Source organism: Arthrobacter sp. 2RAF6 (assembly GCF_052115205.1).
In the GTDB taxonomy this organism is placed as follows: Bacteria; Actinomycetota; Actinomycetes; order Actinomycetales; family Micrococcaceae; genus Arthrobacter.
In genome coordinates this window covers 1-12,037 of record NZ_JBFRGF010000054.1, presented here as the reverse complement: position 1 = coordinate 12,037, position 12,037 = coordinate 1, and the positions used below count along the sequence as shown (strand labels likewise).

Annotated in this window: 10 protein-coding genes; 3 read left to right on the top strand and 7 right to left on the bottom strand. The window is 60.3% G+C overall.

Annotated elements, in window-relative coordinates; genetic code table 11:
- Positions 1-235 precede the first annotated feature (235 nt).
- From AB4Z38_RS23600 to AB4Z38_RS23575, 6 genes are all read right to left on the bottom strand, one after another.
- Positions 236-658, bottom strand: coding sequence for a RidA family protein (locus AB4Z38_RS23600; RefSeq protein ID WP_441431958.1), 423 nt, complete (start codon positions 656-658; stop codon positions 236-238).
- A 32-nt stretch (positions 659-690) separates the two neighbouring features.
- On the bottom strand, positions 691-1,836 hold the full coding sequence (solA, locus tag AB4Z38_RS23595; RefSeq protein WP_441431957.1) for an N-methyl-L-tryptophan oxidase: 1,146 nt from the start codon (positions 1,834-1,836) through the stop codon (positions 691-693).
- Entirely contained in the window at positions 1,836-3,578 is a 1,743-nt protein-coding gene (locus AB4Z38_RS23590; protein WP_441431956.1) for an ABC transporter permease subunit, read from the bottom strand. The genes solA and AB4Z38_RS23590 overlap by 1 nt, the downstream gene beginning before the upstream one ends.
- Positions 3,563-4,636, bottom strand: coding sequence for an ABC transporter substrate-binding protein (locus AB4Z38_RS23585; RefSeq protein ID WP_441431955.1), 1,074 nt, complete (start codon positions 4,634-4,636; stop codon positions 3,563-3,565). The genes AB4Z38_RS23590 and AB4Z38_RS23585 overlap by 16 nt, the downstream gene beginning before the upstream one ends.
- 65 nt (positions 4,637-4,701) lie before the next feature.
- Positions 4,702-5,802, bottom strand: coding sequence for an ABC transporter ATP-binding protein (locus tag AB4Z38_RS23580; RefSeq protein WP_441431954.1), 1,101 nt, complete (start codon positions 5,800-5,802; stop codon positions 4,702-4,704).
- Positions 5,799-6,989 (bottom strand): M24 family metallopeptidase, encoded by a 1,191-nt coding sequence (locus tag AB4Z38_RS23575; protein ID WP_441431953.1) that lies wholly within the window; start codon positions 6,987-6,989, stop codon positions 5,799-5,801. The genes AB4Z38_RS23580 and AB4Z38_RS23575 overlap by 4 nt, the downstream gene beginning before the upstream one ends.
- A 218-nt stretch (positions 6,990-7,207) precedes the next feature.
- Between AB4Z38_RS23575 and AB4Z38_RS23570 the strand changes: the two genes are divergently transcribed.
- Positions 7,208-7,831: a helix-turn-helix domain-containing protein gene (locus AB4Z38_RS23570; RefSeq protein ID WP_441431952.1), complete on the top strand. Its 624-nt coding sequence runs from the start codon at positions 7,208-7,210 to the stop codon at positions 7,829-7,831.
- A 7-nt stretch (positions 7,832-7,838) separates the two neighbouring features.
- On the opposite strand, the gene AB4Z38_RS23565 is transcribed toward AB4Z38_RS23570, so the two are convergent.
- Complete coding sequence (locus tag AB4Z38_RS23565) at positions 7,839-8,873, bottom strand: alcohol dehydrogenase catalytic domain-containing protein (RefSeq protein WP_441431951.1); 1,035 nt, start codon at positions 8,871-8,873, stop codon at positions 7,839-7,841.
- Between the two features lie 295 nt (positions 8,874-9,168).
- On the opposite strand from AB4Z38_RS23565, the gene AB4Z38_RS23560 reads away from it, so the two are divergent.
- Positions 9,169-9,912 (top strand): SDR family oxidoreductase, encoded by a 744-nt coding sequence (locus tag AB4Z38_RS23560; RefSeq protein ID WP_441431950.1) that lies wholly within the window; start codon positions 9,169-9,171, stop codon positions 9,910-9,912.
- Between the two features lie 623 nt (positions 9,913-10,535).
- On the top strand, positions 10,536-11,444 hold the full coding sequence (locus tag AB4Z38_RS23555; RefSeq protein ID WP_441431949.1) for a glutaminase: 909 nt from the start codon (positions 10,536-10,538) through the stop codon (positions 11,442-11,444).
- Positions 11,445-12,037: the final 593 nt, after the last annotated feature.

Here is a 12,037-nt window from a genome sequence, read left to right as displayed (position 1 = left end):
TGGGGCTCTTTGGTTTATATGCGAGCGACAGGAGGAACCGGCCCGTGGAACACCGTCCCCTGATCCGACTCCTGGAATTCCACGGAGCCAGCTTTGGCCACAGCAGAAGATGTGCCGTCGCCACTGGAGCGTGACGACGGCACATCCACGAACGGTCAGACCCATCTGCCCGAAGGGCAGACCAGCAGTCTGAGTACGTGCGGTTGATGAGACTTTTACTGCGCGGTCACTTGGATCAGAGCTGTACCTGGATGCGTTTCTGGTCTGCAGCGCCGGCGCCCCGGTAAGCAGTTACTTCAATCTCGACCTTGTACTGCGGACCGCCGAGCGGGGTGCAGGTGACGGTGCTGGCGGGGTCGACACCGCGGAACGCCTTACCGATCTCAGCCATCACATCAGCTGCTTCCTCAGGGTTGGGAATGGCGACCCGGGAACGCACGACGTCGGCGAGGGAGGATCCTGCGGCTTCCAGAGCCCTCTGGATGTTGCTCAGGGACTGCTTTGCCTGCCCGACAGCGGTCTCAGGGAAGACCTGCGTCGAGTACTCGACTCCGGCGGTGTTGGAAACGAACAGCCAGTCGCCGACGCCGACGACGCGGGAGTAGCTCTCACGCTCTTCGTAGGGGCTTCCGGACTTTACTTTGACAATGTTGACCATTATCTACCTTTCTCTTGGGTGGGTTTGTGTGTTCAGGCTGTGGTCTGGAATCGGGACGGTGAGACGAATGCGTGACGGGAGGACGGCGCTTCCCCGAGCGCGGATCCGGCCAGGAATTCGCCGATAGCGGTGGCGTGCTTAAATGCGTGGCCGCTGTCGCCACTGGCCAGAATCACGCGGCTGCCCGGCTCTCGTGGACCAAGAACGAAGTGGCGATCCACGCTGTCTGTGATCATGCACACCGAGGTACGTACGGGATTCGGGTCGATGCCTTCGAGGTACCGAGCGACGACATCCCGGGCAACCGCAATGTCTGAGTCGGATACCCTCCGATCAATCGTGTCGGGATCGGTGACAGAGAAGTTTGTCGGATCGTCAGGTGCTCCAACTTTGATCGGCATTCCGTCGAGCTGACCATGACCCCAGAACGTTCGCTCATCGTTGAAATGACGGATGAACACAGGCAACTGATCCGTGTTCAGATCTCCTTGACGAGACTGGAACCAAGTCATAAGGAGGCGAATCGGGACAAGCGAAGGTTCACCCAGGAGCTTGCTGACCCACGGGCCAGCAGCCACCACAACTGAACGCGCGCGAATGGTTCCGTCGTCTGTGCGCACCTCCACACCATCGGTGGTCTCATGGATGGACGTGACCTTCGTGCGGTCCAGCACCTGGGCCCCCAGCGCCTTCGCGGCATGGACGGCCGACCTAATGCTGGCCTCAGGTCGCACGACGCCTGCGCCCGGGTCCCAGATTCCTACATAGGAGGGGTCGGTGCTTGCGTGTACAGGGAATCGTTCGGTGAGCTCCTTCCAGCTCAGTTCGTCTACGATGGTGCCGGCGTTGGCGGCAGCTTGGCGGGTCCCGACGATGAGTTCGCTCTTCGGGGGACCGATCATCACTCCCCCGGTAAGCGTCAGCAGTTCTGTTGCGGAGACGTCCTCGAGTTCGCGATAGAGGTCCCGCGCATGCAGTGCCATCGAACCCAAATCGGGGTGTTCGAAGCAGGCCGTCCGGAAGAGACGGGTGCTCCCGAAGGACGAACCCTTATCGTTCGCGATGTCGAATTGTTCGATGCCAACGACGTCGATTCCTCGTGAAGCCAGGCGCCACAGGGTCATCGATCCCAGGGCGCCGAGCCCCACGACGACAACGTCCGCGTCGTACTTGGTCATTATTTCTCCGTTGAAGTAGTTGTGAATGGGAGCGCTGTCCGCTTTTGCCGGCGGACCAGCAAGGTAAAGAGGCCTGCAGTGAGCGCAATCATGACCAGACCAAAACCAAGAACGCCGACAGCGGCCGCAGCAACGTCTGGGCTGGTGCTGAATCGAATCCCGCTCCACAGCTTCCTCGGCAGCGTGGTGACGTCCAGACCACTGAGGAATATCGATGCGGCTGATTCGTCGAAGGACATGAGGACACCCATCAGCACGGCTACGGCGAGGGCTGGGAGCATCAGCGGAACGACAACGGTGGTAATGGCTCGCAGCTTGGACGCGCCAAGACTCAGCGCCGCGTCCTCCAGCCGCACCTCAGTGCTGGTATATCCCGCGGCGATAATGAGGTAGCAGACTGGCAGCACCAGCACCGTCTGAGCCAGGACGAGACCAAGTTCGGTGTCCACCAGGCCGAGCCGGGCGAAGGTGACGTAGGCGCCGAGGGCGAAGACTACGGCGGGAATTGTCATGGGCAAGAGCATCCCTTGATCGGCAGCTCTGGCCAGCAACCGGGCCCTCGCGGTGGCCAGTACGGTCAGTGTCGCGACAACAACAGCGATCGCCGAAGCTATGGCGGCGATGCGCAAGCTCGTAAGAGCGGCGTTCACCCAGTCAGGCGCGAGAACCGACTCGAACCATTGAGTGGAGAACCCAGGAGTCGGGAAGACGAGGACGGTTCCGGACGTGAAGGCAATAGGGACGAGGATGGTCATCGGCGCCAGGCTAAAGATGACGATCACGACGAAGTAGAGACCGTACAACCCCTTCCAGATGCGGCGCTCAGCGACCGCACTCGACTGTCCTCGTCGGGCCACAGGAGACAGAGAGGCGCTTGCCTGAGACTCACCAAGCGTGCGCGGCGTGCGCTGATGACGTCGTCTGAGCACCCACATTACGACCCAGATCGCACCCACAGCCAGGGCAGCAAGCAGTGCCAGCACAACGCTGAGCGCAGCAGCGAATGAGCGGTTGGAACCCGTCTCAATCGTCGCTTGGATCAACTGCCCGAGCATCGTCTGTGCCGCGCTGCCGAGAATCGCGGGGGCAATGAAGCTCGCCATCGCGAACAGAGTGACGACGATGAGTCCAGAGGAAACGCCTGGGAACGTTTGCGGCAGAACGACTCGTAACATGGTGCGGAGTTTCGAGGAGCCGAGCGCTTCGCTTACCCCGATCACTTCCGGGGGAATTCGTCGCATCACCGCGACGAGGGAGAACGCCATCAGGGGAAGCGAGACGTGGACGAGTGCGATCACTACGGCAAAGTCGGTGAAGAGGAACGACGTCGGCTTGTGCGTGACTCCAAGCCACAGGAGCAGATTGCTGATGAGACCGTTGCTGCCGAGCATGGCCAACCAACTGAAGGTGCGCACGAGACTGCTTGTGAGAAACGGTACGATGACCGCGATGACGAGCAGCATGCGCCGCCAGCCCGTGCGCGTGGCAATTATCCATGCCGCCGGATAGGCGACGAGGAGCGTCACCATGGCGACGGTAAGGGCAATTCTTACGGTCGTCCAGCTCACACCGACGTAGACCGATGATGCAAAAAACTGTTGGAATCCTGTGCCCGAGAAAGCTTCAGGAAGGATGCGCAGGATTGGGAATACATACAACCCCGCGAGAAGCACGATGGCAGGGAGAAGGAGAGCGGCGGTCCAGACCACCATGCTCCGGCCCGCTTTTACTGAAGCTGCCATGAGTCCCATCTCGCCTTGACCTTGTCGAGGTTGTCCGCCCACCATGCCGAGTCGAGTGTGACGCCCTTTTCCGCGTTCGCGGGAGAAGTCGGCAACTTTGCATTCAGCTCGGCCGAGAGGAGTGGATACGCCCCGGTATTGGTGGGACCGTACGGGATTTCCTGGGCGAGTGCTGCCTGCGGTTCAGCCTTCGTGGCGTAGGCGATGAAGTCCTGCGCCGCGTTGACGTTCTTCGCACCCTTGGCAATCGTCCAGTACTCCGTGTCGCGGACCGCGCCGTCCCACGTGTAGCCCCAGTTCGCGCCGGCCTTGATGGCGTCCTCGGCCCGCCCTGCCGATTGGAAGGCCGCGACCACGTCGCCTTGCTGCATCAGGGACTGGATATCGCTCGCGTCCTTATATGCGACCACCTGGTCCTTGATGCGATCGAGTACTTTGAAGGCCCGGTCGACGTCGAGGGGATACAGGTCCTTGGGCGCCACGCCGTCGGCCATGAGCGCGAACTCGAGCGTGCTGGTCACAACGCGCGGCAATGCGCGTGTGATTTTAACGTTCGGGTCGAAGAATTGCTTTGGTGTGAGGGTCGCGATTTTGTTCTTGTCCCAAACCAGGTTCGTGCTGAACTGGATGTAGCCGACTCCGTAGTCTTTGACGACCTCAGGTGCAAGACCGGTCTTATCGATACGCTTGAAGTCCAGAGGCTCGAGCATGCCGTTCTTCGCCGCCTTCGCGAACGGGGAGCTTTCCAGCGAGACCACATCCCACTTCACGTCCCCGGCATCCTGCTGAGCCTTCAGCGGATCGAAGCCCGTACCTTCCGTGTCCTTGACAGTGGTCCCCGTTTTTTTGGTGAACGGGGCGAACAGGGCTTTCTGCTGTGCTTTCTGGAACGCCCCTCCGTAAGAGGAGATCACCACGCTGCCTCCGCCGGAGCTCTGGGCTCCGCCGGAGCTCTGGGCTCCGGCGCCGGAGGCGCATCCCGCCATTACGATGGACAGTGACAATACGCCTGCGACCACTGCGGTGTGGCGCGTACGTGCTCGAAGTTTCGAGATCACAGTCTTTACCTTCCTTTTCTTTCTTGGCGTCAGCGCCCCAATGAGCGCTGAAGGTCTAGCTGGGTTCAATCGCGCGAAAGACACGTGGCCGCCTGGGCTGGCCAGGAAACGGCCACGCGGGCGCCTGGTTTGGCTAGCGGCGGCTGACCGTCAACGACACCACGGACCTTTTGTCCGTCATCCAGGCGGCAAGTTGCGATGTAGCGTCCCTCGTTGAAGATGACGTCCATGCATTCGCCTTCCAAGCCGGTTGCTTCCCCGTGAATTACGTCTTTGGCAGGAGTGACCGCGACGAGGTCCTGTTGAACGGCGAGCAGGATTGGCCCGTCTCCGCCTTCCCATCCCTTCGATGGGACTGCCGCGGAGCAGACGGTCGCGTTTCCGGTTCCCCATCCGGCCTCGATGACCGTTGAGTTACCCACGAATTCCGCGATGAACCTGTTCGCAGGGCGGTAGTAGAGCTCAGGGGGCGGACCGACCTGGATGAGTCGCCCGTCTTTCATGACGGCGACGCGATCGGCGAGGGCCATTGCCTCGCCCTGGTCATGGGTCACGTAGACGACGGTCACGCCGAGTTCGCTGTGCAGGCGCTTCAGCTCGTGCTTCATCTCTTCGCGCATCGACCGGTCCAGCGCTCCGAGTGGTTCATCCATGAGGAGTACGCGGGGTCCGAATACGACGGCTCGGGCGAGGGCGACGCGCTGCTTCTGCCCACCGGAGAGCTCTGACGGGTAGGAGTTAGCCTTGTCCGATAAGCGCACCAGGCGGAGCGCTTCTGCGACCCGCGCCGACTGCTCGCTGCGCGGGAGGCGGCGGGCCCGCAACGGGTAGGCAACGTTGTCCCATACAGTCATGTGTGGAAACAGGGCATAGTCCTGGAACACAATGCCGATGTCGCGTCGATTCGGCGCGATGCTGGTCACCGAATCCTGTCCGATGAGAATCTCCCCCGTAGTGGGCGAGAGGAAGCCCGCGATCAGCATCAGGAGCGTTGTCTTGCCCGACCCGCTGGGACCCAGCAGCGCGAAGAACTCGCCGTCCTGGATATGCAGATCGAGCTTCTCCAGTGTGTGACCATCTCGCGCGTACTGATGCGAGACACCCGCGAAATCGACGGTCGCAGGACGACTGATTGTCACGGGTCGTGTCCGATCGATGGTTGTCATAGGTCGTGTCCAATCGAAACGTCGGTGAGCACCTCGTACGCACCGTCGGTAACCAGAACGGTGTCGCCGAACCGTGCAGAGGTGATTCCCTCGGCGTAGATGCCAGGCTCAACCGCGAAGATCATTCCCGGCTGGAGCACGGTGCTATCGCCGTGTTTCAACTCCGGGAACTCGACTTCCGAGCTGCCCAGTCCGCGGCCGGTGCGGTGCCGCAGCGCGTTGACGAGTCCGTGTTTTTCGACGACGGCAAATGCCGCCGCGTGTATATCGCCCGCGGTCTTCCCGGGCGCAATTGCGTCGAGGGCAGCTGCCTGGGCTTCCTCGGCCACGCGCAGGATCCTGCGGACGTCCGCAGGGATTTCTTTGTCTCCGGCGAGCAATGGACGGTCGAATCCGATGCTGTGACCGAAGATGGGCATGCCGCACAAGCACACTTGAACGATATCGCCGTTCTCAATCACGCGGGTAGAGGAGAGCCCGTGTGCGTGCGAGGACCGGTCGCGGCCGGCTTGGATGAGCGGGGTTGCGATTCCTATGGGCGTGTATGCCTGCTCGTCTCCGAGCCAGAGTGCTGCGCGATCCATCCCTGAGGTACGGGCGATCCGGGAAACCTCCCACTCAGCCAAACCGGGCGTCAACTCCGCCTTAATGGCCTTGTACTGGTGCAGCGCGATGTCCGCAGCGGCACGGACGACGCTGATGACCCCTTCGTCCTTGATCAGACGCGCGGCAACAAGAAGATCGGAGACGTCCTTTACGCGTTCGGCTCCGAATCCGCCGCGGAGGATCTCAATCGAGGCCGCACTGGACTGGTAGAAATCCGCACCGATGACGGCGGAGCTGCCCAGGGACAGACGGTCCAGGACTTTATTAAGGGCGGAGAGGTGGGTTCGCGACGGATAGTCCGCATCGTCCCACTCGATCCACTGCTCGGTGACCGGGATCCATGACTGCAAGCGGATCTCCGCCGTTTCAAGGCGGGGTGCGACGAACTCGGCCTCTCCGTTTGCCGGAAGCACCAGCCAGATCGGGCGGATGGACGCCAGACCATCGACGCCTCCAAGGTAGCGGCGCGTGTCGGAACCGGAGGTGACAAGAACGTCGATGTTATTGGCGCGAAGCGATGCCTGCATCTCGTCTACCCGGCAGCGGTACTGCGCCTCGCTGGGGAACAACTTTTCCACCACGTTGGAACTCCTCTGTTACATACGAATTAACTTGTGCTGCACTCAATGCAACCACGAAGTTTTATAGCACGTCAAGGGTGTTGTACTGAGTGCAACCTTTGACGCGGAAGTTTTATAGCACGTCAGGGGTGTTGTACTGAGTGCAACCTTTGACGTGAAAGTTTTATAGCACGGCAGGGATGTTGTACTGCGTGTAACCTTGAAGGGTGGATGAAAACTTGATCGATGACAACTTTGAATCCGATATTGCGGATGGCGCCAAGATCGGCGCTAGGTTGCGGGCCGTTCGTAAGGCCAGCGGCCTTACCCTTGAGCAGTTGGCGCAGGCGACGAAATTAAGCAGGGGCTTTTTGAGTCGTCTTGAGAACGACTCGACGTCGCTGCGCCTGACCACACTGATCGCCATTTGCAGAGCACTCGCGCTCCCAATCGGCTCCCTCTTCGAGGCAGCCGAAGAGAGCCTCATCCGCGGTGATGAAGCACTCCCACTCGTCCCAGTCGCCGGCGGGGAGGTCGTGGAGTGGCTCCTTACACCGAGCACTGAATCGAATGTTCAGCTCATCCGGGCGAGCTATCCGCCCGGCGCCGGAGCCGGCGACGAACTCCATGAGCTTGACGCGGAAGTAGAGGTCGTCCACGTGCAGACCGGTCGGCTCATCATGACCTTCTCCACGGGAGAAGTGGAGCTGAAGGCAGGTGACACGCTCACCTTCCGAGCGAGAGAACCGCACGGCTGGCGTAACCCCGACGAGAGCGTCACGGCGGAGGTCCTCTGGGTCATCGCTCCTGCGCCGTGGGGACTTCGCCGTCGAACGTCCTCAGTAGACCCCAACTCAAACTGAGGGCTAATCATGCTGGGGTTAGGATTTCCTCGCCGGGCACCACAACCGCCTTGATGCACTTGAAAGACCCCACGGTCTCGAGTGCACGTCCGTACTCCCCCAGTCCAAAACGGTGGTTAATGAGCCGATTGATGCCCACCGGAAAATTCTCCAGGTACGAGACGGCCCGACCGACGTTGAGCGCTTGAGCGTAGGAACCCATAATCGTGAGTTCACGCTTGAAAACTTCGTAGGGGCTAACCGTGAGACGGTCACCCTCCCCGGCAACCCCATAAAACATGATCGTGCCTCCAATCGAGGCGAGGTCGATTGCCGATTCCAGCATCGACACGACGCCGGCACCATCAATAACGACATCGAACCCCTGGGGCGCGACGCGTCCGAGTGTTCTCTGAATTGCTCCGGCCGCTCGATCCACAGCGACCACGCGATCTGCACCTAGTTCCTCCGCTATCGCGAGCTTGAACCCGCTCGACCCGGCAAAGGTCACCTCGGACGCGCCGTTGCGGCGCGCCATGACGGCGAGCAGTTGGCCCGCGGTTCCAGTGCCCAGAACGAGAACTTTGGCGCCGGCGGGTATCGCCAGTCGGTCCATCGCGTGGATGACGCAGGCAAGCGGCTCCGCCAAAACCGCTGTGTCCGGTTCCAAAGCGCCTATCGGGTAGCACTTAGCCGACGGCACGACTATGCGTTCGGCCGCCCCGCCGTGCATGGAAACGCCCAGGGCGCGAATGTCAGTGCAGTAGAGGAATCTCCCGGACTTACATGCAGCACAGGTGCCGCAATACACCCCATCTTCGACCACGACTCGTTCTCCGACTGAGAAGCCGCACCCTTCCGTGACTTCGCTGACTTCCCCGACAATCTCATGGCCGGGTGTACGGGGATAGCGCGCACCGAAATGGCCCTGGTGCAGGTGCAGGTCAGTCCCGCAAACGCCGACGCGCAGTACCGACAACCTGACTTCGCCGGGTTCAAGGCTTCGTTCCGGCACGTCATCGACCGAGTAGGTCAGGGGCTTGGTGTACAGCAAAGCGCGCATTAGTACCTTTCTGGGGTTGCCTGCCGGGAGATGCGGCCAAGCGGAGCGGTGATTGGTTGGAACGTCGCACCTGTGCTTCGTGGCAGATGACTTCCGATCACAAGTCGGCCTTCTTAAATGCTAGCTGTTATGCAACTATTGTTAACCTCAGTGCGACATTGGAGAGTTTGGTCCCCAAATCAACGGATCAGCGACCACTCTCGTAACAGATCCTTGCAACCATGCTTGGTCAACGAAGACGCGTCGCAGTGAAGAAACAAGCCACAAGGCCCCCCAAGTCTCAGGAATTCAACAAATGGAAGAAGGAATAGTGGCAGATCAAGACGGCAAGGTAGTAGTAATCACCGGTGCCAGTTCGGGCATCGGGCGAAGCACTGCGCGGCTGCTCGCGGCAGATGGCTGGAGAATCGCCGCGGTCGGTCGATCGGCCGAACGCTTGGAAAAGCTTCAGTCCGAACTCGGCGAAGGCGTGCTCACCATTGCGGTGGATGTCGCAGGCACTGACGCCGCCAAGCAGATCGTGGACACCACAATCGAGCAATTCGGACAGATCGACGCAGTCTTCGCAAATGCGGGCGTGTATCTCGATGGCGAAGTCGCCGAGACAGATGCCGAAGCGATCCGCAAGACCATCGAAGTGAATGTAGTGGCACCCCTGGGACTCGTACAGGCTGCGCTTCCTCACATGCTCACCAGAGGCAGCGGCGACATCATTCTGACCAGTTCAATCGCCGGGCACCAGGCAATCTATTCCGAACCCGTCTATTCAGCGTCGAAGCATGCCGTGAAGGGCTTCACCCATGCTCTGCGTCAGCAGATCAAAGGCAGCGGCGTACGCGTAGCCGAGATCGCGCCCGGAGTGGTACTGACGGACCTGTGGGGCTATGAGGAAGGCGATCCTCGCGCGAAGGAGCGCCTCGACGTTGCCACGGGGATCCGCCCCGAGGACGTAGCGGAGGCCGTCGGATTCATGCTCACTCGACCCCGCCACGTCACCATCCGCGACCTCGTCATTCTCCCCTCGGCACAGGACATCTAGTGGATGGCGCAAGCCAGATCCGCAATTGCATGAAGATTGTCGTCATCAGCTAGCGGAGGTGGTACCCGCGCCGGGTCTCGGTTCCCCGTTGTTGGAACCGAGACCCTGCGCTAAGGAGCCACTCTTCAAAAGATTTCACATCATGACATCACCCCCCAGCCCGGACCGGCGTAAGCGACCCTGATCCGGGCATTGGACGACATGTCCTCAGCTTCGTCGTCAATTAGATGTGAGAAAAAGTAAAGGTCAGGTCAGATATGAACAAGCCCCTCCACCGCAAGCGCGTGCCTGGTGAAGTCACGCCCCGAATCAAAGCACCACTTACCGGCAACCACAGCCTTGAAATCGGCTGGTGGCCGCAAAGCCCACTTATCCATGGCCGCCAATTGCCAGTGGCACCGACGGGGTGCTGAGTAGTCGATTCAATCACGTCACCCACCGGAGGCTTTGCGCCCGCAACCCTAGGCATAGCGCACCAAGACACCGGAACCGCAGAAGAGCCACCATAACGTCATTACCGGAGCGGCTCCGATGACGCTTTCCCTTCCACATGCTTTCCGGTTCCGCCAGCCAGCAATCGCTTGCATCGTCGGTTCCGGGGAGCAGATTCGAAAGATCCAATCGTGAACATCCAAGGTCTCCTAGACGACATCGTCACCGAGAACAACGCGGCCCTGCAGGAGGGTGCCGTTGCAGATTATATTCCGGGACTGGAAACAGTAGACGCGGACCAGTTCGGCATTGCAGTGGCAATGAATTCGGGTGAGACCTACAGGGCCGGCCACTCGTCGACTAATTTCTCCATCCAAAGCATTTCCAAAGTCTTCACGCTGGCCTTGGCCATGGCCCTTGACGGCGATGAACTATGGACCCGGGTCTCCCGAGAACCATCAGGCACTCCCTTCAACTCACTCGTCCAGCTCGAGCAGGAACACGGCATCCCACGAAACCCCTTCATCAATTCCGGTGCCCTGGTCGTGACCGACCGCCTTCTGACCCTTACAGCAGACAGCCAGGAGTGCCTCCAAACTTTCCTCCGCCAGCAGAGCTCGAACCCACTAATCCAAGTGGATGAAATGATCGCCGCGTCGGAAAAAGCCACTGGCCACCGAAACGCATCACTGGCATATTTCCTGACCAGCTACAACAACATGGTCAATCCGGTACCACGGGTGTTGAACGCTTATTTTCGGCAGTGTGCCATAGCCATGAGCTGCGAGGACCTGGCGACGGCAGGCGGTTTCCTCTCCCGTGGCGGGCGCGGTGTGGACGGATCGGTGCTCACCGCCGATCAAGTCCGCCGGCTAAACGCTGTCATGCTGACCTGCGGAACTTATGATGCCGCGGGCGACTTCGCCTATCGTGTTGGCCTTCCCTGCAAGAGCGGCGTCGGGGGCGGGATACTCGCCGTCGTACCCGGCATCTGCACGATAGCGGTGTGGGGGCCACGGCTAAGCAAGTCTGGGAACTCGTCAGCCGGAGTAACTGCCCTGGCGAAATTGACCGCACGTACCGGCTGGTCAATCTTTTGAAACCCGACCAACCCTTACGCGGAGTTCCCGGAACCCTCTTTTTCGACCCGCTCGCTCAGGAAACGAATCAAGGTACGCAAAACCAGCCCCAGGAAGAACGCCCGAGCGCCCCACCGAAGCCGCAACCACACCCCAACCGTATTCGGAGACAAGAGGCTCGCGCGGAAGCCATCAAAGCCGTGAGTCGTGATCTCGCCCTCCTGAAATTACAGAGAGCACGCACCAAATCCTGACCAAGCAAGAATTGCCGGCACCAGACCTGTCAGCACCCATAGGATTTTCTAGACGACAAGCCGAGGAGTATTAAGCGATCCATCTGTGGGAGGCACGGACCAATGCCTTGCTGATTGTGCTCAAAACGATTGGGAGAAGACCGAACTGCGACGGTACCGTCAGCGCCCGTACGACGTCTTTGCACATGCAATGGTGAGGTGATGACCTAGTGTGAGTCGTCCTGGTCACCGCTGTCGCTGGCGACGGAGACCTTCTTGACCCCGTGGATGTCGTCCAGCTGCGCGATGAGATCACGCAAGGGCGGTTTACCCCGAAATCTCATCCGAACGGAGACATGCGGAGATTCTTCACCCACAGCG

Bases quoted from the DNA above. Each gene is read 5' to 3' on its own strand.
- AB4Z38_RS23560 (WP_441431950.1), top strand. From the start codon at position 9,169: ATGGAAGAAGGAATAGTGGCAGATCAAGACGGCAAGGTAGTAGTAATC.
- solA (WP_441431957.1), bottom strand. From the start codon at position 1,836: ATGACCAAGTACGACGCGGACGTTGTCGTCGTGGGGCTCGGCGCCCTG.
- AB4Z38_RS23565 (WP_441431951.1), bottom strand. From the start codon at position 8,873: ATGCGCGCTTTGCTGTACACCAAGCCCCTGACCTACTCGGTCGATGAC.
- AB4Z38_RS23600 (WP_441431958.1), bottom strand. From the start codon at position 658: ATGGTCAACATTGTCAAAGTAAAGTCCGGAAGCCCCTACGAAGAGCGT.
- AB4Z38_RS23580 (WP_441431954.1), bottom strand. From the start codon at position 5,802: ATGACAACCATCGATCGGACACGACCCGTGACAATCAGTCGTCCTGCG.
- AB4Z38_RS23590 (WP_441431956.1), bottom strand. From the start codon at position 3,578: ATGGCAGCTTCAGTAAAAGCGGGCCGGAGCATGGTGGTCTGGACCGCC.